The organism is Streptomyces sp. PL-29, assembly GCF_058344425.1.
Genome location: NZ_CP136996.1, coordinates 3,272,413 through 3,293,118, shown reverse-complemented (window position 1 = coordinate 3,293,118; position 20,706 = coordinate 3,272,413). Strand labels below are relative to the sequence as shown.

Sequence of the window (20,706 nt, the reverse complement as noted above, 5' to 3'; positions counted from 1 at the left end):
CGCTGCGGGCGTGGCCGCCGCTTCCGACGCGAAGGGGCCGCGTCAGCGCGTAGCCTTTTGGGTGCAGGTCGCGTCGTGCGGCCGTTTTTGCTGGTCGCAGGCTGAGTTTTGGAGGATGTTGTGCGTTTGCAGGTCGTCGATCACCCCTTGGTGGCGCACAAACTCACCACCCTGCGCGACAAGCGCACCGATTCCGCCACCTTTCGGCGGCTGGCCGATGAGCTGGTGACCCTGCTCGCCTACGAGGCCACCCGTGACGTGCGCACCGAGCAGGCCGACATCGAGACGCCGGTCGCCCCGACCACGGGCGTGAAGCTCTCGGCCCCCCGGCCGCTGATCGTCCCGATCCTGCGGGCGGGCCTGGGCATGCTGGACGGCATGGTGCGGCTGCTGCCGACCGCCGAGGTGGGCTTCATGGGCATGGTCCGCAACGAGGAGACGCTGGAGGCCTCCACGTACGCGACCCGCATGCCGGAGGACCTCTCCGGTCGCCAGGTCTACGTCGTGGACCCGATGCTCGCCACCGGCGGCACGCTCGTCGCGGCGATCCAGGAACTGATCAAGCGTGGCGCCGACGACGTCACGGCCGTGGTGCTGCTGGCCGCGCCCGAGGGCGTCGAGGTCATGGAGCGCGACCTGGCGGGCACGCCGGTGACGGTCGTGACGGCCGCGGTGGACGAGCGGCTCAACGAGCACGGCTACATCGTGCCGGGCCTGGGCGACGCCGGTGACCGGATGTACGGCTCGGCGGAGTAGCCGCCCGGGCGGTCCGGCCGCCCCATCGGGGTCGCCGGACCGTGTGCCCGGCGGCTCAGCAGTTCTTGGCGGGCGCGGGCGCGGGGTTGGCCAGGAGGGCCAGCGCCTTGTCCGCGTCCTCCTTCGTGCTGAGCTGTTGGAAGGCGTCGCCCAGGATCAGGTCGACGTCCGCGGTCTCACGGGTGTCGGTCTGCTGGGTGGTGCCGGGGAGCTGGGTGCCGAGCACGGCGAAGACGGCCTTGTCGGTCGTCGGGGAGCCCAGCAGTATCCCGGTCCCGGGGACCTTCTTGTCGAAGTCGGCCGGGGCGTTGCCGACGGTGCCGACGAGGAAGCCGCGTTTGGCCAGTTCGTCACCGACGGCCTTGGCCAGACCCGCCCGCTGGGTCGCGTTGAAGACGTTGACCGTGATCGTGCCGGGCTGGGGGAGTACCACCGCCGGACCTGCGGGTGCGGACGCCGTGGCGGCGGCCGCCGGGGCGCCGCCCTTGGCCGCTGCCTCGGGCGATTTCGTCGGGCAGTCCTTGGCACCGGCAGCCGTGTTCCGCTTGGGCCCGTCGCCGCGGAACACGCCGATGAGCTGCAGTGCCCCGTAGCCGACCAGGGCAAGCGCGAGGGCTGAGCCGAGCACGGCGAGGACGATCCGGCGTCGGCTCCGCTTACGGCTCATGCGGGGGTAGGCGGTCCCCGTGACGCGGTACTTTCCGCCCATGCCGGGGGGAGTGAGCATGCTCATGGGCGCAGCGTAGTGCGACCTGGTGGTGATGCCTACTAAATGATCTGCTGATAGGTCAATGGCGACCCGAAAGGCGCAATCCGCGCGAAGCGTCAGTCCATCTCCAGGACGCGGGCGTGCAGCACCTGACGCTGCTGCAGAGCCGCGCGCACGGCGCGGTGCAGCCCGTCCTCCAGATAGAGGTCGCCCTGCCACTTCACGACATGGGCGAACAGGTCGCCGTAGAAGGTGGAGTCCTCGGCGAGCAGCGTTTCGAGGTCCAGCTGGCCCTTGGTCGTCACGAGCTGGTCGAGCCGGACCGGGCGCGGCGCGACGTCCGCCCACTGCCGGGTGGTTTCCCTGCCGTGGTCGGGGTACGGCCGCCCGCTTCCGATGCGCTTGAAGATCACACGGAAAGCCTACCGGGCCCGTGCCTGCGGGCGCAGCCTCGCAAGGGCGGTGCAAAAGTGACGAAGAGTGCTATTTCGGGAGTGATCCATGGGTGAGAGCATCGACGCCACCACCGCCGCGGACCCGACGGACCCGGCCGGACAGATCGCCGCCGGGTACGCCTTCACCGGACCCGCGCTCGATCTGGGCGCCCTCCTCTGGGACGGCGCGTGCCTGCCCGACCACCGGATCCGCATTCCCCTGTCGATGCTCAACCGGCACGGGCTGGTCGCCGGCGCCACCGGCACCGGCAAGACCAAGACGCTCCAGCTCGTCGCCGAGCAGCTGTCGGCGCACGGGGTCCCCGTCTTCCTCGCCGACGTCAAGGGCGACGTCTCGGGGATCACCGCACCCGGTACGCGCGGCGAGCGGATCGACGAGCGGGCCCGGGACGTGGCCCAGAGCTGGGAGCCCACCGGCTACCCGGGCGAGTTCTACTCGCTGGGCGGGATCGGCCCCGGCATCCCGGTCAGGTCGACCGTCACCGCCTTCGGCCCGGTGCTGTTGGCGAAGGTGCTCCGGCTCAACCAGACCCAGGAGCAATCCCTCGGCCTGATCTTCCACTACGCCGACACCAAGGGCTTGGAGCTGATCGACCTCAAGGACCTGCGCGCGGTCGTCGCCTTCCTCGTGTCCGACCGGGGAAAGGCGGAGCTCAAGGGCATCGGCGGACTGTCCACGGCGACTGCCGGGGTGATCCTGCGGGCGCTGACCGCCTTCGAGGCGCAGGGGGCCGCGGAGTTCTTCGGCGAGCCCGCGTTCGACACGGGCGAGTTCCTGCGCACGGCCGCCGACGGCCGCGGGGTGGTCTCCGTACTGGAACTCCCCGCGGTCCAGGACCGGCCGCAGCTCTTCTCCACCTTCCTGATGTGGCTGCTCGCCGACCTGTACGCCGACCTGCCGGAGGTCGGCGACCTGGACAAGCCCAAGCTCGTCTTCTTCTTCGACGAGGCCCATCTGCTCTTCGGCGGGGCCTCGAAGGCATTCCTGGAGTCGGTCACCCAGACCGTCCGGCTGATCCGCTCCAAGGGCGTCGGCGTCTTCTTCGTGACGCAGACCCCCAAGGACGTGCCGGCCGACGTGCTCGCCCAGCTCGGCAACCGCGTGCAGCACGCCCTGCGCGCCTTCACCCCCGACGACGCCAAGGCGCTGAAGGCGGCCGCGAAGACCTTCCCGTACTCCGCCTACGACCTGGAGAAGCTGCTCACCGGGCTGGGCACCGGCGAGGCCGTGGTCACCGTGCTCGGCGAGAACGGCGCCCCCACCCCGGTCGCGGCGACCCGGCTGCGCGCCCCGCAGTCCCTGATGGCACCGATCGCGGCGGCCGACCTGGAGCAGGCCGCGAAGGCCTCGCCGCTCTGGTCGCGCTACGCCCAGCCGGTCGACCGCGAGTCGGCGTACGAGAGGATCAGCGCCGAACAGGCCGCCGCGGAGGCCCGGGCGGAGGCGGCCGCCGCGGCCGCCGCGGCCGAGAAGGAGTCCGAGGCGGCGCGGAAGGAGGCCGCGAGGGCGGCCGGCCGGGGCGCTCCGAAGGCGGACCGCTCCCCGGCCGAGCAGGTCCTGGGCAGCGGGCTGTTCCGGTCGCTCGCCCGGTCGATCGGAACCCAGCTGGGTCGGGAGATCTCGCGCTCCGTCTTCGGTACGGCGCGCAGGCGTCGATGACGCGGTGACAGACTCGGGGCATGCGGACCGAACTCACCGACACCACGTCCAGCAAGGTCAATCGGGCCCTGCTCGCAGCACGACGGGCGATAGGCAGCCCCACCATGGGGCTGGTGCTGACGCTCGTCGTCGTCACTGACGAGGAGAACGCCTACGACGCCGTACGTGCGGCCTCCGAGGCCTCGCACGAGCACCCGTGCCGCATCATCGCGGTCATCAAGCGGGTCTCGCGCGGCCCGCACAAGCTCCGCGCGAGTCGGGTGGACGCCGAACTCCGGGTCGGGTCGGACGCCGGGGCCGGGGAGCTCGTGGTGCTGCGCCTGCACGGGGCGCTGACCGAGCAGGCCGGATCGGTCGTGCTGCCGCTGCTGGTGCCGGACGCGCCGGTGGTGGCCTGGTGGCCGGCCGATGCCCCCGCCGACCTGGCGCGCGACCCGTTGGGCGCGCTCGCGCAGCGCCGGATCACGGACGCGGCCGCCGCCTTCGACCCGGTGGGCGTGCTCGACGAGCGGGCCGCCGGCTACCAGCCGGGCGACACCGACCTGGCCTGGACCCGGCTCACGCCGTGGCGGGCGCTGCTGGCCGCGGCCCTGGACCAGACTCCGCTGCCGGTGACCGGGGCGGCGGTGGAGAGCGAACCCGACAACGCGAGCGCCGAGCTGCTGGCGCGCTGGTTGGAGGACCGGCTCGGCGTGCCGGTGGACCGGATCGCCACGGACGGCCCCGTCATCACCGGGGTGGTGCTGCACACCACGGGCGGGGACATCCGGGTGGACCGGCCCGCTGGTGCGCTCGCCACCCTGATCCTGCCGGGGAGCCCCGACCGCAGGGTGGCCCTGAAGATCCGCAGCGGCGCCGAACTGATCGCGGAGGAACTGCGCCGCCTCGACGCGGACGTGGTCTACGGCTCCGCGCTGCGGCGGCGGCCGCTCCAGGCGGGGCTCTCGGCATAGTGGTTGTCGTAGGCCGCCGAGCTGTCCTTGATGTCCTGCACGGTGGCCTCGCCCGCGTGGACCCGGCCGAGGAGCCGGTAGTAGTCGAAGCGGCCCATGCCGGGGGTGAAGCCGACGAAGACGCTCGCCGTGTGGCCGGGGGCGGGGGCGAAGGCGTGCTTCACCCCCGGCGGAATCGCGATGAAGTCGCCGGCGCCCAGGGTCTGGACCTCGTCGCCGACGAGGACGTCGAGGCGCCCCGCGGTGACGTGGAAGAACTCGGTGGCCCTGGTGTGGAAGTGCACCGGGGCGCCCGCCGCGCCCTCCTCGAAGGCGGCGGTGTTGCAGGTGAGCTCGGCGGTGTCGGTCAGCAGCGTGATGAGGCTGCCGGGGGCGTCCTGGACGGCCTCGGCGGTGGCGGCGCGGGTCGCGATCTGTGTCATGCCTCCACGCTACGGACCCGACCGACCGGCAGCAGGGGCCAATCGGGACCCCCTGCGGCCGGTCAATCCGGGCCGGTCCCCCGCCCCGGGCCCGGCCGACCCTGACCGGGGCCGGAGCGGTCACGGCGGCCGGGACGGGTCAGGAGCCGCCCTCGGTCTTGGCGGTCTTCGCGGCCTTGGCGGCGGCCTTCATCTCCTGTTTGTGCGCCCGCACCTTGGCCAGGGACTCGGGCCCGGTGATGTCGGCTGCCGAACGGTAGACGTTCGCCCGGCCGTAGCCACCCGCCGCCTCCCGCCATCCCGTCGGCCGCACCCCGAACCGCTTGCCCAGCAAGGCGAGGAAGATCTGCGCCTTCTGCTCCCCGAAGCCCGGCAGCGCCTTGAGCCTCCCCAGCAGCTCCTGCCCCGTCGCCGCGTCGGCCCAAACGGCCTCGGCGTCTCCGCCGTAGTGCTCCACCAGGTACGCGCACAGCTGCTGGATCCGCGTGGCCATCGACCCCGGGTACCGGTGCACGGCGGGCTTCTCCGAGAGCAGGGCGGCGAAGGCCTCCGGGTCGTAGGCGGCGATCGCGTGCGCGTCCAGGTCGTCGGAGCCGAGCCGCTGGGCGATCGTCCAGGGCCCGGAGAACGCCCACTCCATCGGCACCTGCTGGTCCAGCAGCATTCCGACGAGTGCGGCGAGCGGGCTCCGGCCGAGCAGCGCGTCGGCGTCGGGCTGCTGTGCCAGCCGGATGGTGATGTCCTTGTCCATGGCTCCAGCGTCCCGCGCGGGCGCGCTCCCCGCGCGGTCGGCACACCACGCGCCTAGCGTGAGTACGACGACAGCAAGGAACGAGTCGAGGAGTCGATCGATCATGCTTGAGTTCCCCGAAGGCGCGCCGTGCTGGGTGGACGCGATGTTCAGGGACGTGGAGGGTGCCAAGACCTTCTACGCCGACGTGCTCGGCTGGACCTTCGGCGAGTCCAGCAGCGAGTACGGCAACTACACGCAGGCCTACTCGGACGGCAAGGCCGTCGCGGCCGTCGTACCGCCGATGCCCGGGGTGGACGCCCCCTCGCAGTGGTGCCTGTATTTCGCCTCCCCCGACGCGGCGGCCACGGCCGGGAAGGTGACGGAGAACGGCGGCGAGGTCCTGATGGGGCCGATGCAGGTCGGCCCCTTCGGCACGATGCTGATCGCGAAGGAGCCGAGCGGCGCCGTCTTCGGCGTCTGGCAGCCCGGCGACCACCGGGGCTTCGAGAAGGCGGGCGAGGCGGGTTCCTACGCCTGGGCGGAGGTCTTCACCAGGGAGCCGGACAAGCCGGACGCCTTCCTGACGAAGGTCTTCCCGTACAGCGCCCAGCAGATGGACCCCGGCGACGACCCGGAGACGGCCGACATGGACTTCAAGGTCTTCAACGTCGGCGACCCGGGACGGCCGGTGCTGGGCCGGATGAAGATGGGCGACGACTTCCCCCCGGAGGTGCCGCCGTACATCCAGGTCTACTTCGGGGTCCCGGACTGCGACGAGGCGGTGTCGAAGACGCAGAAGCACGGCGGGAAGCTGCACTTCGGGCCGATGGACAGCCCCTTCGGCCGGTTCGCGGCGGTCTCCGACCCGCAGGGCGCCGCCTTCGCGGTGATCGACATGTCGACGACGGTCGGGGAGATGCCGACCTTCGGCTGATCCCGGGCACCGGCCCCGCCGGACGGAACACGGGGCAGCCCTGCCGGACGGACCCCGGGGGCAGCCCTGCCGATCGGCTGCCCCCGCACACCCGTCAGGGCTGCGGCAGCGTCACCTTCTCGGGGCCGCAGCCGATGCGTTCGGACTCCGCCTCGACGTAGGCGGGCATCAGGGTGCGCAGGGGGGCGAAGCCGGCCTTACCCATCGTGTCCTTCTGCTCCATCATGAAGATCACGTATCCGCTCTGGCAGCGGGCCCGGTACACGGCCCGGGTCACGTTGAGCGATCCGTGCCCGTTGGAGCCCTTGAAGGACGTCCCTCCCTTGAGGACGTCCTGGGAGAAGACGTCCGCCAGCGCCGGGTCCGTGACGGTGGTCAGCCGCAGCACGGCCCTGGGGTAGTCGGGGGCCGACTCGCAGATCCGGGCGGGGGTGCCCGCTCCGCTGATCCGGGTGCGTGCCAGGCTCTCGCGGTACTCCGCCGGGAGGGTGAGTCCTTTGATGCCGCAGAAGGCGTCCGGCCCGGTGTCCTGCCAGGTGACGACCTCCTTCGGCAGGTCGGGCGACCGGTAGGCCCCGGAGCAGCCGAAATCGCGGATGACTCCGTTGGCCGCGTCCACCACGGCGTGGGCCAGCGCGGCGCGGTCCTCCCGCTCGTCTTCGGGCGAGATCTCCAGGCCGGCCGAGCCCATGCCGACATCGACCACGACCGGCCCCTCGAACGCGGACGGCCTGCCGGTGCACGACTGGGGGATCGCCAGCCAGGCGCGGGAGGAGGAAGTCATTCCGGGCAGGCCCTCGCCCAGGGACACCATGCCGGCCGCGAGGAACTCCTCGGGCCACTGCCGAGCGTCGCTTCCGGTCAGTCCGTCCAGCTTGTGCACCCGTACGGTCAGCTGCCTTTTGACCTGATCGCCCTTGTAACTGGTGATGCGGCACTGGCCGTGGACCAGGCCGCGGCCGCGCGAGTCGGGTTGCAGTTTCTGCTCCTCGACCTCGGTCCGGCGGTCACCGAAGAGTGCGGACATCGTCGAGTCGCTCAGCGAGTCCCAGCACGGTGCGGGGCCGAGCAGCGGGAGGGTACCGGTCTGCCAGGCCACCGTGCCGGCACCGAGCAGGGCACCGGCGAGGACGCCGGCCGCCGTCGCGCGTACCGTACGGCTCCGCAGCAGCCGGCGCACCGCCGAGGGCGGGGCGGGCTCCGGGGCGGGGATCCGGTCCGGGCCTCCGACGAAGGCCGCCACCGCCGACGGTGCCGCTGTCGGCGTCGCCGCTGTCGGCGTCGCCGTTCCCTCGTCGCCGGCCGCGGTGTTCTCGTCCGATCCGAGTCCGTTCACGTTCGCGCTCACGCGTTCTCTCCTGCCGTGCATCCGATGCGCCCGCTGACGGACTTGACGAAGTTCGCGAACACCTGCTCGCCGCCGGGGACGGCCCGGCCGGCCAGCCCGGGGCCGATGTTCCCGTAGAACACCGTCGGCCGTCCGTCACAGGTGGCTCGTACGAGGCCGTGGCCGGCGCCCTCCGGAAGCCCGTCGAAGAGGGTCGCCATCCGCGGCTCGGACGCCATCACGAACTGGGCGGCCGGCTCTTCGGGTACGCCGCGCACGCGCGACACCACCGAGCACGTGTGGAGGTGTGCGGCGACCACACCGATCCGCTGGCGGTAGGTGGACTCCTTCCCGAATTCGAAGGTCACCCCGGGAATCCGGCACAGAGGAGTCGAGGCCCCGTCCTCCTCCTCGGCGGTGACCGCCATGGGCGACGTCGAGCGCAGCGGTTTGTCGGGCTTGCACCCCGCCTTCGCCATGGTGGTGTCGGCCGCGTCCAGCAGCATCCGTGCCACATCCATGCGGCTGCCGATGGCGAAGGGCATGGCCTTCTTGCCGAGATGGCCGTCGCCCCAGCCCTCGCTGCGCAGCGTGACCACGGACGGCCTGCCGGACACGTCGCAGGCTTCGGGAAGCACGAGCATGGCCCGGTCGCCGGCGACCAGCCCGCTCAGACCGTCGGGCAGCGGCGAGGCGGAACCGTCGAAGAAGTGGGCCATCCACGCCCGGCGTTCCTCGGCCGCGGCAGGGAGGGGCCCGTATGCCAGGGTGACGCGCTCGTCGAAGTTCAGCGGGTCGTCCGAGTCGTCGTCGGCGACGGACGAGGAGATGGTGACCGTGCAGGTGGCGTTCGGTGCGGTGGCCGAGGGCGGAGCCGACTCCTCGGCCCGCCGCTCGGATTCGGACTTCCCCAGCGCCTTCTCGCCGAGGAAGTCCGGACCGCTGTCCTCCTGCCATGCTCCCCAGCAGTAGCTCGCCCGGAAGGGCCAACTGCCGGTTGCACTGGCACCGTAGAGGCAGGCACCCGCGACGAGCACCGCCGCGCCTGCCGCGATGCCGGCGGCCCTTCGCCGTCCGATACCGATACCGATACCCATGTCATTCCCCCGTGTGAACCGCGTGGATCAGAACAAACGCACTGATGGTAATTTCCGGCGCGGCAGAGCAGTTGAGGGCCCCCGGCCGGCAGCGGTTCGGCGGCGGAGCGCAGGGTGTGGGCTGCCGACCTGCCCGCGGGCCGGCCGGCTCCGTGGGCGAAGAGGCTCAGTGGTCGAAGAGGCTCTTGCGGGCCAACTGCTCCGCCTCCATGGCCGCGATGGCGTCACGGCAGGCGTTGGCGAACTTCCAGAAGTCCGCGTTGGCGGTGGCCGCACGGTTGCTCGCACCGGAGAAGGTGCCGAAGAGGCTCCGGCGGAGCTCCGTGGTCATCTCCAGCTGGCCGCCGCCCTCGCCCGTCAGGGTGCGGTTGCAGATGTTCGCCGGGAGGTCGCCGTTGAGGTCCTCCGGGTCGTTGCCGAGCACCTGGAAGCCGGCGTCGCCCAGCTTCGCGGACAGCAGTTGGCGGAAGCGGGTGTTGAGCCCGCCGACCACGACCGCCTCGGGCCGGCTGGTGGGAGCGCCGGCTTGCGCTGCGGTGCAGCCGTGCAGGCTGAGGACGTTGGCGCTGGCGGCGGCCATGGAACGGGCGACCGGGTCGTCGCAGTGCGAGGCGGTGACGTGCAGCTCACCGTTGTTGGAGGGGCGCATGCCTTCGAGCATCCAGTAGTCGTACACCGGGGCGCCCGCCGTCACGGGGGCGAGCGTGTCGGGCCGGTAGCCCGCTATGCCCAGGCAGAGTTCGGACGTGCCCATCTCGATTCCGCCGCCGTGGATGGCCAGCACGGTGGTCAGATGGGGGCGGGGCGTGGTGGCCTTGTCGTGGTCGGAGACCTCGTGCCGCTTGAAGCGGCGGGCGAAGTCCTCGCCCTCGACCGTCTTCGCGTACAGGTCCGAGTTCGAGTTGTACGTGTCGCCTCCGGCGGCGGCGGCCGGAGTCGCGGTGAGTCCGGTCAGCAGCGGGCCGCCCGCGGCTGCCGCCACGAGGGAGGTGAGGACGGTCCTGCGACTGGTGTGGGACTGGGACATCGTTGTTCCTTCGGTCTGTGCGGGCCGGTCCGCGGACGGGCACCACGCCGGATCGTTGGCACGGAACCGGGAAGGACCGCATGCCACACGATGGCGTGACCGAAGAGTCGGATCCCCCCATCCGATGGCCCGAACCTTAGCGGCTGTCGGACGGGACGGGCATGCGGGTTATCCGTCCACCAGCCCTCACCTCGCTGGTCGGAGGTGCCTGCGTCCCCTCAGGCGGGCGGCCCGGACCGGGAGTTCGCCGGCAGTGTCCTCGTCATCGTCCGATGAAGCGCTGCGAGACGAGGATGCGGTGGCCGTCACCGACACCGAGGACGCCCTTGTCGAAGAGCTTGTGGTGCAGCGCGCACAGGCACAGGCCGTTGTCGACCTCGTCGGGGCCGTCGAACGCCCACCAGCGCACGTGCGCGGCCTCCAGCCCGACCGGAACCGTCCCGATCCGCCCGTCGTAGCCGCAGAAGGCGCACTGGTACTCGTAGGCCGTCAGCACCAGCTCCCGCATGCGCCGGTCCCTTTGCCGCCGTGCCGGAGACAGCACTCCGGTCTCCGCCGGCTCCGGCTCCAGGCCGATCGCTTCGCACAGTTCGCCGTGCAGGGAGGGCGGGAAGTGCAGGTCGAGCAGTACGCGCGCCATCCGGCCCAGCAGCGACGGCTCCCGCCGCAGGGCCGCCCGCAGTTCCGGCGCCAGCCGCCCGACCGCCCCGGCCGCCCGCAGCTCCCGCACCGCTGGTCCGGGGCTGCCGGGTCCGCGGTCGGTGCGGACCTCCCACACGCCGTCGCCGGCCAGGTGGTGGAAGGGGTAGGCGGGCGTCGTCCTGTGGGGCGGACCGTACTCGGCCAGCAGCCGCTTCAGGTCCTCCTCCACCGCGCTGTAGAGCAGTCCGCCGTCGGCATCCTGCTGGAACCTGCCGAGGGCATAGAGGAGGAGCAGCGGTTTGTGGGGAGCGCGCGCCCCGCCTCTGGTCCACTGCCTCAGCGTCGCGGTCCGCTCCAGCCAGTCCATGACCGGCGATCGTAGTGGCGCCGCGGCGAGAAGCCCGAAGCGAGCGGGATCGGAGAAGAGCCCGTCACGAGGCCGCGGCGGTGGGGTGGTTGCCGATCGCGGCGTGCACCCGTTGGCCCCGACGCTCGCCGCTCCCCAAGGAGCCTGGTGTGCTGCGAGAAATGTCGTGAATATGGCAAGTAAATGAGGCCGAAACTGAGAGCAGGACATGCAGAAGACCCCAGCCGCTAGAGCGGTCCGCCCTGGACGAAGGCGAATGCAACCAGAACTGCAACCACTGCCCGACTACTTGCGGCTCTCCGGGCCGTACCACTGGAGGGGTTGGCCGGTGACCGCGGCGATGCACTCGAAGTCGTGGTCACGGTGCAGGAGGGTGAGGCCCTGCAACTCGGCGGTTGCGGCGACGACGAGATCGACTGCACCAGCGCTGCGGTGCTTGCCCTGTTTCGTGAGGGCCTCCTGTACCTGCCAGGCCCGGTCATAGGCCCGGTCGTCGACCGGGACCCAGCCGAAGATCAGCCGGACGTCCTCGATGCCCCGCGCTCTGTCGGCGGCCGATCGGGCGTTGTAGAAGAACTCCAGCTCCGTGATGGGGCATGTGGCGATCAGGCCGGCTGCTGCTGCCTGGTCCCAGCCGTACTGCTCCGCGTCGCCCCGCAGGAAGCGGGCGAGGGCGCTGGTGTCCATCAGGTAGAGAGCAGCGTTCACCGTCGGTAGTTCCTCTTTTCCTCGAACAGCGTCAGGTCGAACGCGCCTTCGTCGGCCGCGGCGCGCAGGCGGGTCAAGGCCAGCGCGCGCCGCCTGTTCTCCAGTACCTCGCGCAGGGCCGTGTTGACCGTCTCCTTCTTGGTGCTGGTCCCCAGAGCCTTGGCCACGTCCGCGACCAGCTCGTCATCGAGGTCGATCACCGTACGACTCATGGTACACCTCCTTGATATCAAGTATGGAGAAAACTATACCTCTCCTAGGTCATCGCTGCGCTGTGTTCTCTTCCTCGTGGCTGCCGGGTGTCCACGGCAGGCTCGGGTGGAGGTTCCGGAGGGGTGAACGGGCCGCACTCTGTCAGGGTGGGGGTGGTGTCGGAATCTGCTCGGTGCGGGAGGGGGCATCCGGATGCTCGTTGGCCGGGCATGAGGTCGCGGCCAGCTGACACCCTCGTGTTCGCGACTCCGTGGGATGCGGCGCCCCTCGTGCCGCGAGCCCTTGTTCGGGCTCGTATCGGCATCGTGTGCGTGAAGCGCTCTCGACTCGGTGCGAGGCGATCGACATGCACCTTATGTCGGATATAAACGCAACCAGAACTGCAACCAGAGCATGCCGAAGATCCGGACCGCATTCGGCGGTCCGGGGTCTTCGTTTCGCCTGTTCAGGCGACTGCGGAGGATACGAGATCCGAACTCGTGAGGGGGTGCCCCCAACACGCTTTCCAAATGTTCGTACGGGGGTCCGTCGGGGGCCGGGGGCGTCCTGACCTTCGGCGGAGCGTCCCGGGCGGCCCTGTCTGGGCGGGCCCGGACAGGCGTGAATGAGACCAGAACTGAGACCAGGCAGCATGGGTTCGACGGGATCCAGCTTGCGGGGCGGCCGGCCCGCCTAGGCTTGTCCCCAGGTATGGGCCCGCGGACCGCTTCGTGGAGGAGCCGATCATGAGTACTGCCCCGAACCTCCCGCTGCCGCCCCGTCGGCCTGAAGATCCGCATCCGCTCCGGACGATTCGAGAGATCCGGGAGTCCTTGCCCGAGCGGCAGCTCGGGCACTTCGACGCCGAGCTCGCCGACACCGACATCGACGCGCTACCGGAGATGCTTCATCGGTGGGCCACTCTCGGCAGTGACGGATTTCTCGATCGGCTTGAGTCGGCCCCGTTCGAGGGCCTGGAGTTCGGGCAGCGTTCCTACGACGATGCGGCGAGTGGCGAGTGATCTACCTGCTCGACACCAACGTGGTCTCCGAGATCACCACCCGGCCGAAGCCGGCTCCGGCTGTTGTGGCCTGGGCCCGTTCGGTCCCGTCTACCGGCCTCTACCTGAGCGTCATCACGATCGCGGAGATCGAGGCGGGCGTCGCGGAAACACCAGACCTGGTACGGCGTGCCGCTTTCGAGCGGGTGCTCGACAGCATCCGCGTTGACTACAGCGACCGGATCGCGGCCATCGGAGAACAGGAAGCCCTCGCGTACCTTGCCCTTCATCGGAAGTTGAAGAGCGCCGGAACCAGCATCGATCCGCCGGATGCGCTGATCGCCGCCACCGCTCTGGCGAACGGGTGGACCCTGGTGAGCCGGAACGTCAAGCACCTGGCCCGGACTGGCGCGCTCTTGCTCAACCCGTGGGAGTACGAGGGCTGACCTACGGGCGGGTGCGCGAGTCCTCGCGAGATCGACTTCGCGGACGATCTGCGCCGGGACGTGGGGTGCCGTGGAAGACCTGGCTGGTGTGCCAGGAGCGGTGGTGCGCCGCCACGGGTGGCATGCCTGGTTGTGGGCCGATGAGGGGGCGGCCCGCGAGGGCTATGACGTGCTCGCGGGCTGCGGGGCTGCGGCCGACGAAGTGCTGCGAGACGAGGACACCGCGCTGTAGAACAGCCCACCGTCTGCATCCTGCTGGAACCGGCCGAGGGCGTACAGGAGGAGCACTGGTTTGTGGGGAGCGCGCGCCCCGCCTCTGGTCCACTGCCTCAGCGTCGCGGTCCGCTCCAGCCAGTCCATGACCGGCGATCGTAGTGACCGCCGACCCGGACGTGCGCGCACATGTGCGTGAACCCTTGGCGACACGGGTGTGGATGGTTCGTGCCTGAATGTCTGAAGTGAATGAGACCAAAACTGAGACCATGCAATGCCGAAGAGCCGGACCGCGATCAGCGGTCCGGCTCTTCGTTTCGCCTGTTCAGGCGACTGCGGAGGATACGAGATTCGAACTCGTGAGGGGTTGCCCCCAACACGCTTTCCAACTGTCCGCCTGACCGTACGAGGGCGTTCGCAAGGGTTCAAAGGGCAGGTCAGGCAGGGTCCGTGGACGGCGGTGAACAGTGGCGACCGGCGGTGTACCGGACAAAGACCGAGACAACGAGGGCTGCTTCTGGGGCTCGACCTGTTGCGGTCTCCTCCTCTGGACAACAGGCTGCAATCCGTAGGCAGACACCTACTAACAGCTCAGGCGAGCACGTGACGCCCGCGTCCGGAAGGTTCAGCGAACGGAGGTTAAAGCCGGGGCGTGCGGCGGTAGCCTGGATCGACCCAGCCCGCGATGTGGCGACCATGACAACGACGGAGGCGACGGTGCTACTTACGCCGAACTGGCGCGACTGGTATCACTTCCGCCACCAGGAGGCATGCTTTCAATCTGGAAATGCCTTCGAGACGTACGTCTCTACAGTGCTCGCTCGCTTCCATGACGACTTCTTGAACCCCGCTCCATCGGGATCGCTCGGAGATGGAGGCTGTGATGGGCTGGCTGAGTCTGGGACGATCTTCTACGCCTGTTATGGGCAGAGGCCGATGCGCAATGCGGAGCGCGAACTAGCTAACAAGATTGACTCTGACTTCAAGCGCGGAATAGAGCAGTGGAACACCTTCCACACGTGGAAGTTTGTCACCAATGCGCCGATGGGTCCCGAGGCGCTGAGGTGTATTACCCGGTTGCAGCAGGCACATGGGCCGAACACCGAAAAGCCACTGACAATCCGAGCAGTCAACTCGGAAAAGCTTTGGACTGACGTGGTCGGTACGCTGGACGTTGAAGTACTCAACTCCCTCTTCCCGGGTGCTCCTGGGGTTGAGAACGTGGAACTCGCAGACCTCTTGCCGCTCTTGGAAACCCTCGGGACTGCTGATTCCGCCACAGAGACTGGTGGAAGCGTCTTGCCGGTTCCACCAACCAAGATGGAATTCAACAAGCTGCCAGGGGCGAGTCGCCTGGAGTTCAACGCGGGGCGGCTTTTGGCTCCTCGCATCGATCGCTGGTACGCAGAGTCTTCGGATCCCGGTCTCTACGATGCGCAAGGGGAGAGGTTCCGTACGCTCTATAGAGAAGCGAGCGCCGTTACGGCAGATCCTGCGGAGATTCTAGAGCGGCTCTATGTGTCCGTCGCAGGCCCCAATTTTCGGATGGATGGAAAGCGCGCCAACGCAGCTTTCGCTGTCGTCTCATATTTCTTCGATTCATGCCATATTTTCGAAATGCCCACTGCCGGGGATCACATATCTGAAGGAGGAGCTTCCTGATGCTTTTGCCCACTAAGGGAGTTTCCTCTGAGCGCGCCTTGATGACAATCGGTTCGGAGATCCTTGAAGATCTTCGCGCCCCCATGTCGGTGTCTGCCTTGTGGGAGCGATATAACGCGCGTCAGGCCACCGAAAGTCGAGTCCAGCGAATTACATTCGACTGGTTCTCGCTCGCCCTTGCCGCCCTTTACGCCATGAAGGTAGTGGATGTGTCGGATGATGGTTACATCAGGACTGCCCGTGTTCATTAGTAGGCTTTCTTCATCCGATGCCCGATTCAAGACCTTGGCTTTCCGTAATGGCTTGAATATTCTCGTTGCGGATCGAACCGAGGCATCTGAGCAGGGCGACAGTCGCAACAGCATCGGAAAGACAAGCTTCGTTAAGATTCTGCGGTACGTCTTGGGTGGCGATTTGCCGTCTGATTTTAAAGCGCCAGAGCTATCCGATCACAAATTTGAGGCCACCCTCTCTCTTCCCTCTAGGCGCGGCGGACAGCATGAGACTGTGACCGTTACACGCTCGGTTTCGCCGACCACACGAATCTTGGTGTCGGGCTGGTCGGCGACTGATGGATCTCGGGATCTCCACGTCGACGAATGGCGACGCCTGTTGGCTCGTCATGTATTCAGCATTCCTGCCGATGTGAATCGCCCGACCGCTGGTCAGCTGTGGGGTCAACTCATCCGAACCTACTTTGGAAACCCCACTAAAGGTCACCAGGCAGAGCCTGATTGGGAGTCAGGTGTAAGGATCGGATTCATGCTTGGGCTGTCTCCCGAAATTTTGGGAAAGGCCGGTGACCTGGATCGACTAACCAAACAGGGCAAAGCGATCCGCAGAGCGGTTAAGGAAGGCGCGATCGCGCACTTGTCGCTTGATGAACCAGCACTTCGTGCCCAGCTTGCGACAGCGCGCCGACAGAGGGATCGGATGCAAGCCAGCATTCGTTCATTCAAGGTTGATGAGCAGTATGCCACTCATCAAGACGAAGCTGATCGGCTGAGCGCTTCTATTCAGAGACTCAATGACGAAGCGTTGGCGCTCCAGCGCAGAGCACGCGAGATCGACGACACCTTGCGTGAGGAGGTAGGGGCCTCTGAAAGTAGCGACCTCGCGGCAAAACTTGCTCGGGTCTATTCCGAGATCGGTCTCGTGTTGCCAGACACTGTAAGTAGGCGGTACGACGAGGTAGCGGCCTTCCATGAGTCTGTCGTGCGAAATCGCCGCTCATTTTTGGAACAAGAACTTCAAGCCGTTCAAGGGCGTCTAAATAGCATCGATGCTGAGCGCAGATCCCTCGATCATTCGCGATCTCAGGTAATGCAGATCCTTGAAGAGACAGTGGCGCTCGATACATTCATGAGCGTGCAGCGGGATCTGGCCAAGCAGGAAGCGTCAATCGCCGATTTGGAGAGGCGGCTGGAGGACGCCAGCTCAATCAGCACGATTAATGACACCGTCAAGCTGCGAACGGCAGAGCTGATTACTTCCGTTCGAATCGAAATGAACGAGCGGGAAGAGAAGCTTGATGAATCTATTCTGCTATTCAGTGAGCTTGGTGCCGAGATCTACACGGATCGCGAGGCCTCGCTTCTAGTTTCACTCACGCCCAAGGGTATTCTTGGTGTCGAGCCTAGGATCTCCGGCGACGCCAGCGTGGGTGTTCGGAGCGTTGAAACCTTCATGCTTGACATTGTCTGCGAGATCGCCGCCATTAACGCTAAGAGGGCGCCGCGGATACTCGTTCACGACAGCCACCTATTCGATGCAATCGATGGGCGGCAGGTTGCCTCATGCCTCAACATTGGGGCGCGGCTCGCTGAACAACATGGTTTTCAATACATTGTGACGCTCAATTCTGACTTCCTTGCGTCCGTGGAGGCCCAGAGCGACGGTGCCTTTGATGCAGAGCCGTACATCTTGGACACGCGGCTAACCGACGAGGACGATGAGGGCGGACTCTTCGGCTTCCGATTCGACTAGTTCCGCAGGCAAGAGGAGTTACCTGCGTTACCAGGAGCTGTCGCTGCTCTGCTTTTCGACTATGCGCCGGCGAGGCCAGCGAGGACTTCACTCTGCAGTACTGAGCCCGGCCGCCTATATCTCGGCCGGGCTTGCTGCTACCCGGCATGCACAACCGTCTCGGCTCACACGAAGGGACCGCGTTCAGGTCATGGAACCGCCTGCATGGCAGTGCAAGTCCTTAGCCCCCTCAACCGAGCCAAGCTCGGAGCAACCACCGCGATGCGATGAGCGTTCTACGGGAGCTCATGTGCCGAACCGTCCCACCCAAGGAGTTGGAAGCCCATGACTGCTGCGCCGCCGGCCCCATCCCTGTGCAACCGGTGCGGCACGAAGTTAAGCCGAAGCAACACCGAAACCGTTTGCAGCCCCTGCCGCAGGGCCATCGGCCCTGGAGCTTCTGGTGGTCACTCGCAAGCTGCACCGCCTGAGCCCTCCTCGCCGCACTGGCTTGTCGGGGACAAGGAGCGGGCTGCTCCTCCCGACGGCTCGAACCTGGCCGATGTGCTCAAGGCGTACCGGGCCCTCCACAAGCTCAAGCAGCAGGATCTTGCCGACCTGCTCGGTTACGACCAGTCGTACGTGTCCTTGCTGGAGCGCGGCAAGCGGACCATCCGGGACATGGCTGAGCTTCGCAGGCTCGCTACCGTGCTCGCCCTGCCTGAAGAAGAACTGGGCTTGCTCCCGCCTCCTGAACCGGTGGTCACGGTCGCCTCCGTTCCTGACACGGGGGAGCTGAGCCCACTTGCCGCTGTCGACGACCAACGTCGCTGGCGCATGACGCGTCGCGAGCTCAACCGGCACCGGGCTGAACTTACGCAGGCCGCCGCGTGTCTCTACCCGGACGTATCCCGCGCCGGAAACAGCCCGGTGCTCACCCGTGAGTCTTGGATGTGGCCCGAGCCAGTCGACTTTGCAGACGTCGAACTGTCCTGGCTCACCCAGACGCTTCCGCCTGAGGTGAGCGGGCGAGAGAAGGAGTCGGAGGGCGTCCGGCCGCTCGCGGCGAACGGCTCCAAGTTCGACCGCTACACCCAGGCCATCAGGATGATCGACCGACCGTCCCTGTTCGTGAACCGTCCGAGCTTCCGCCTGCTCGATGTCGCCCAAGCGGACGGACGGCCGAAGCTGTCGTTCGGATACACGACGTACTTCGACATGGCCGACGTCTGCGAGGGAGTGGCGCACGAGCTGGCGAGCGCCTGGCTGAAGACCGGCAGCGACCCCGCGTGGATCAGCGATCCAAGTTGGGCGGAGCTTCCGTTCCGAGCCCTGGTCGGAGACCCCTTCGACCTGGCTCACCGGCCGCTGCTGCCGTCGATTGACACCCTGACTATCCGGTTGGGCCCCGAAGGCGCATCGTTCCCACTCCACCACCGGTCCGCGAGCAATGTCGCATTGGCCGGCGGGAACTACCACGTCATGCCAGCGGGGGTGTTCCAGCCGTCTTCGGTCATGCCTTGGGACCAGTCGAACGACTTCGACCTCTGGCGCAACGTGCTTCGCGAGTACGCGGAGGAGTTCCTCGGCGACCCCGAAGCCGACGGAAGTAGCGGCGAGCCGATCGACTACGACGGGACGGAGCCGTTCCGCTCGCTCAACCAGGCTCGCCGAGAGGGCAAGGTGCGTCCGTTCTGCTTCGGGATCGGCCTGGACCCGCTCACGCTGGCCGGCGAGATTCTGAGCGTGGTAGTGATCGACGCCGACGTATACGACTCCGTGTTCTCCGGCATGGTGTCGCGGAACTCTGAGGGTGCGGTCGTGGCTGGCCGGGCGGGAGGCAGCGGTACCGGAATCGAATTCACCGAGCCCAACATCCGGCGCCTGCTGGACAATGAACCTCTGGCATCCGCCGCCGCCGCGTGCCTCGACCTGGCGTGGCAGCATCGCGGGCTCATCCTGGGCTGAGAGGCAGATCAGTGCGCGTACTTGTGACCGGCGCCTACGGGTTCGTCGGCAACGCGGTTGTACGACGGCTCGCCGAAGCGGGACACGAGGTCGTGGCCCTCACGCATCGGCCGGCTGACGCTCCCCGCCCGGAGCTTCCGGTCACGCGAGTTGTCTACGGCGACATCCGGGACAAGACGGCACTTGCGGAAGCTCTTGAGGGCGTTGAGGGTGTGTGCCACCTCGCGGCTCTCACCCGGGTCCGTGAGTCCTTCGACCGCCCTGAGGAGTACCAGCACGTGAACGCTGGCGGCACCGTGGCACTGCTGGACGCGCTCGCCGCTGCCTCACCGAACCTGACGCCGAGGGTCATCCTTGGCTCCACAGCGGCGGTCTACGGTGCCCCCGAACAGCAGCCCATCAGCGAGGACACGGCACCCGCGCCGAGCAATCCCTACGGCGTTTCGAAGCTGGCCGCAGACGATGCGCTCCGAGCCCGAGCTGAGGCGGGCGAGGTCGAGGCCGTCAGTCTGCGCTGCTTCAACATCTCGGGGGCCGTGTCCGGGGTGGGGGACGCGGATGAAAGCCGGATCATCCCGAAGGCCGTGGCGGTGGCGGCCGGCCGCTACCCGCGCCTTGAGATGAACGGCGAGGGCGACGCGGTCCGGGACTTCGTCCATGTCGACGACTTGGCTCGTGCTTATGTGCTGGCCCTTGAGAGCAGCACGTCCGGCCCGTACCGGCTGTACAACGTCGGTGCCACTGCGGCGAGCATGCGCGAGATCGTGGACACCGTGGAACGGGTAACGGGAAAGGCGGTGCCTGTAGTGCACCGCCCGCCTCAGCCCGAGCCTCCGCGGCTGGTCGCTGACATCTCCCGGATCACGACCGACCTGGGATGGAAGCCTGAACGGTCCAGCCTTGAGGCAATGATCTCCGACGCCTGGTCGGCAGTCTCAAGCAGCGATCGCTAAGGCTGGGCCAAGCGGCTCTTGACGCTCGCGGGCAGGTGCTCATAGGCCTCCCGCCAGTGCTCAAGGGCCGCTTCGGCGTCCGCCGAACCGGTGCCACCCCTGCCCATCGACTGGCGTAGCGCTGCCTCGATCTCCAGGCCTGCGATCAGAACCGGCAGGGCCCAGTCCGCCGCACCGCGCGAGTGATCCGCGAGCCGGGGCGGAAACTGAGCGAAGACCCCTTTGCCCTGGTGCCCCACGACGTATCCCTCTGCTCGCAGCAGAGACAGAGCGTTCTTCACCACGGTGCTTGAAGCGCCGGAACTTGCGATCAACTCCTGTGCCGATGGCAACGCGGTACCCGTCGCGAGCTTGCCGCTGCGGATCCGTTCACGCAGGTCATCGGCTAGCTGAAGGTACGCCGGCTGTCCTCGAAACTCGGTCATCGGGATGGTCCTCCAGTCGGGGTTGTTGCACCTAGTACACCAGTCTCCCCGCATCCATTCCCTTCAGGTAAGCCGAGCCACTTGCCAACAT

The 20,706-nt window shown here is 67.8% G+C and carries 21 protein-coding genes and 3 pseudogenes; 11 read left to right on the top strand and 13 right to left on the bottom strand.

Translation table 11 applies throughout. The annotated features are described in order from the left end of the window. Nucleotides 1-120: 120 nt before the first annotated feature. Nucleotides 121-756: a uracil phosphoribosyltransferase gene (upp, locus tag R4Z63_RS15050; RefSeq protein WP_030647077.1), complete on the top strand. Its 636-nt coding sequence runs from the start codon at nucleotides 121-123 to the stop codon at nucleotides 754-756. Between the two features lie 55 nt (nucleotides 757-811). Here upp and R4Z63_RS15045 read toward each other — a convergent pair whose 3' ends face one another. Together R4Z63_RS15045 and R4Z63_RS15040 are read right to left on the bottom strand one after the other, a co-directional pair. After that, nucleotides 812-1,489: a LytR C-terminal domain-containing protein gene (locus tag R4Z63_RS15045; protein ID WP_078556246.1), complete on the bottom strand. Its 678-nt coding sequence runs from the start codon at nucleotides 1,487-1,489 to the stop codon at nucleotides 812-814. Nucleotides 1,490-1,581: 92 nt separating this feature from the next. Beyond that, nucleotides 1,582-1,878 (bottom strand): type II toxin-antitoxin system VapB family antitoxin, encoded by a 297-nt coding sequence (locus tag R4Z63_RS15040; protein WP_008740979.1) that lies wholly within the window; start codon nucleotides 1,876-1,878, stop codon nucleotides 1,582-1,584. A gap of 88 nt (nucleotides 1,879-1,966) precedes the next feature. Here R4Z63_RS15040 and R4Z63_RS15035 point away from each other — a divergent pair, with 88 nt between their 5' ends. Together R4Z63_RS15035 and opcA are read left to right on the top strand one after the other, a co-directional pair. Then, the gene (locus tag R4Z63_RS15035) at nucleotides 1,967-3,580 is read left to right on the top strand and encodes a helicase HerA-like domain-containing protein (RefSeq protein WP_384445737.1); all 1,614 of its coding nucleotides are present in this window, start codon (nucleotides 1,967-1,969) and stop codon (nucleotides 3,578-3,580) included. 20 nt (nucleotides 3,581-3,600) lie between these two features. Then, nucleotides 3,601-4,533 carry a glucose-6-phosphate dehydrogenase assembly protein OpcA gene (gene opcA, locus R4Z63_RS15030; protein WP_037920134.1) on the top strand — a complete coding sequence of 311 codons (933 nt, stop codon included), beginning with the start codon at nucleotides 3,601-3,603 and terminating at the stop codon, nucleotides 4,531-4,533. Here the strand turns inward: opcA and R4Z63_RS15025 are convergent. Together R4Z63_RS15025 and R4Z63_RS15020 are read right to left on the bottom strand one after the other, a co-directional pair. After that, nucleotides 4,482-4,955 (bottom strand): cupin domain-containing protein, encoded by a 474-nt coding sequence (locus tag R4Z63_RS15025; protein ID WP_037920132.1) that lies wholly within the window; start codon nucleotides 4,953-4,955, stop codon nucleotides 4,482-4,484. The two genes, opcA and R4Z63_RS15025, sit on opposite strands and share 52 nt — an antisense overlap. 139 nt (nucleotides 4,956-5,094) lie before the next feature. Next, nucleotides 5,095-5,706 carry an HhH-GPD-type base excision DNA repair protein gene (locus R4Z63_RS15020; protein ID WP_384445734.1) on the bottom strand — a complete coding sequence of 204 codons (612 nt, stop codon included), beginning with the start codon at nucleotides 5,704-5,706 and terminating at the stop codon, nucleotides 5,095-5,097. A gap of 103 nt (nucleotides 5,707-5,809) precedes the next feature. Between R4Z63_RS15020 and R4Z63_RS15015 the strand changes: the two genes are divergently transcribed. Further along, a complete protein-coding gene (locus tag R4Z63_RS15015) occupies nucleotides 5,810-6,622 on the top strand; it encodes a VOC family protein (protein WP_384445732.1) in 813 nt (270 codons plus the stop codon). A 94-nt stretch (nucleotides 6,623-6,716) separates the two neighbouring features. Here R4Z63_RS15015 and R4Z63_RS15010 read toward each other — a convergent pair whose 3' ends face one another. From R4Z63_RS15010 to R4Z63_RS14985, 6 genes and pseudogenes are all read right to left on the bottom strand, one after another. After that, nucleotides 6,717-7,970 (bottom strand): hypothetical protein, encoded by a 1,254-nt coding sequence (locus tag R4Z63_RS15010; RefSeq protein ID WP_384445730.1) that lies wholly within the window; start codon nucleotides 7,968-7,970, stop codon nucleotides 6,717-6,719. Beyond that, nucleotides 7,967-9,046, bottom strand: a complete 1,080-nt coding sequence (locus tag R4Z63_RS15005) for a hypothetical protein (protein WP_384445728.1) — start codon at nucleotides 9,044-9,046, stop codon at nucleotides 7,967-7,969. The genes R4Z63_RS15010 and R4Z63_RS15005 overlap by 4 nt, the downstream gene beginning before the upstream one ends. A 166-nt stretch (nucleotides 9,047-9,212) precedes the next feature. Beyond that, nucleotides 9,213-10,073 (bottom strand): poly-gamma-glutamate hydrolase family protein, encoded by an 861-nt coding sequence (locus tag R4Z63_RS15000; protein WP_384445726.1) that lies wholly within the window; start codon nucleotides 10,071-10,073, stop codon nucleotides 9,213-9,215. 265 nt (nucleotides 10,074-10,338) lie between these two features. Then, nucleotides 10,339-11,082 (bottom strand): annotated as a pseudogene (locus R4Z63_RS14995) (phosphorothioated DNA-binding restriction endonuclease); the annotation flags it as partial. A gap of 285 nt (nucleotides 11,083-11,367) precedes the next feature. Then, nucleotides 11,368-11,790: a PIN domain nuclease gene (locus tag R4Z63_RS14990; RefSeq protein ID WP_384445724.1), complete on the bottom strand. Its 423-nt coding sequence runs from the start codon at nucleotides 11,788-11,790 to the stop codon at nucleotides 11,368-11,370. Further along, on the bottom strand, nucleotides 11,787-12,002 hold the full coding sequence (locus tag R4Z63_RS14985; RefSeq protein WP_037920122.1) for a type II toxin-antitoxin system VapB family antitoxin: 216 nt from the start codon (nucleotides 12,000-12,002) through the stop codon (nucleotides 11,787-11,789). Before R4Z63_RS14985 ends, R4Z63_RS14990 begins: the two co-directional genes overlap by 4 nt. Nucleotides 12,003-12,728: 726 nt before the next feature. Between R4Z63_RS14985 and R4Z63_RS14980 the strand changes: the two genes are divergently transcribed. Both R4Z63_RS14980 and R4Z63_RS14975 read left to right on the top strand, forming a co-directional pair. After that, nucleotides 12,729-13,004, top strand: coding sequence for a hypothetical protein (locus R4Z63_RS14980; RefSeq protein ID WP_384445722.1), 276 nt, complete (start codon nucleotides 12,729-12,731; stop codon nucleotides 13,002-13,004). Then, nucleotides 13,001-13,429, top strand: a complete 429-nt coding sequence (locus tag R4Z63_RS14975; protein WP_384445720.1) for a type II toxin-antitoxin system VapC family toxin — start codon at nucleotides 13,001-13,003, stop codon at nucleotides 13,427-13,429. The genes R4Z63_RS14980 and R4Z63_RS14975 overlap by 4 nt, the downstream gene beginning before the upstream one ends. Before the next feature lies 1 nt (nucleotide 13,430). On the opposite strand, the pseudogene R4Z63_RS14970 reads toward R4Z63_RS14975, so the two are convergent. Further along, nucleotides 13,431-13,649, bottom strand: a pseudogene (locus R4Z63_RS14970) (phosphorothioated DNA-binding restriction endonuclease); the annotation flags it as partial. Then, a pseudogene (locus R4Z63_RS14965) lies at nucleotides 13,649-13,789 on the bottom strand (phosphorothioated DNA-binding restriction endonuclease family protein); the annotation flags it as partial. The pseudogenes R4Z63_RS14965 and R4Z63_RS14970, both read right to left, overlap by 1 nt. A gap of 549 nt (nucleotides 13,790-14,338) precedes the next feature. Between R4Z63_RS14965 and R4Z63_RS14960 the strand changes: the two are divergent. The 5 genes from R4Z63_RS14960 (at nucleotide 14,339) to R4Z63_RS14940 (ending at nucleotide 20,190) form a co-directional block, all read left to right on the top strand. Next, nucleotides 14,339-15,304, top strand: a complete 966-nt coding sequence (locus R4Z63_RS14960; protein ID WP_384445718.1) for an ABC-three component system protein — start codon at nucleotides 14,339-14,341, stop codon at nucleotides 15,302-15,304. Further along, nucleotides 15,304-15,555: an ABC-three component system middle component 6 gene (locus tag R4Z63_RS14955; protein WP_384445716.1), complete on the top strand. Its 252-nt coding sequence runs from the start codon at nucleotides 15,304-15,306 to the stop codon at nucleotides 15,553-15,555. Before R4Z63_RS14960 ends, R4Z63_RS14955 begins: the two co-directional genes overlap by 1 nt. Next, on the top strand, nucleotides 15,545-17,290 hold the full coding sequence (locus R4Z63_RS14950) for an ABC-three component system protein (protein WP_384445714.1): 1,746 nt from the start codon (nucleotides 15,545-15,547) through the stop codon (nucleotides 17,288-17,290). Before R4Z63_RS14955 ends, R4Z63_RS14950 begins: the two co-directional genes overlap by 11 nt. A gap of 543 nt (nucleotides 17,291-17,833) precedes the next feature. Next, nucleotides 17,834-19,237: a helix-turn-helix domain-containing protein gene (locus tag R4Z63_RS14945; RefSeq protein WP_384445712.1), complete on the top strand. Its 1,404-nt coding sequence runs from the start codon at nucleotides 17,834-17,836 to the stop codon at nucleotides 19,235-19,237. An 11-nt stretch (nucleotides 19,238-19,248) separates the two neighbouring features. Beyond that, nucleotides 19,249-20,190, top strand: a complete 942-nt coding sequence (locus tag R4Z63_RS14940) for an NAD-dependent epimerase/dehydratase family protein (RefSeq protein WP_384445710.1) — start codon at nucleotides 19,249-19,251, stop codon at nucleotides 20,188-20,190. Here the strand turns inward: R4Z63_RS14940 and R4Z63_RS14935 are convergent. Continuing rightward, nucleotides 20,187-20,615 carry a winged helix-turn-helix domain-containing protein gene (locus R4Z63_RS14935; protein ID WP_384445708.1) on the bottom strand — a complete coding sequence of 143 codons (429 nt, stop codon included), beginning with the start codon at nucleotides 20,613-20,615 and terminating at the stop codon, nucleotides 20,187-20,189. The genes R4Z63_RS14940 and R4Z63_RS14935 overlap by 4 nt on opposite strands. Nucleotides 20,616-20,706 lie beyond the last annotated feature (91 nt).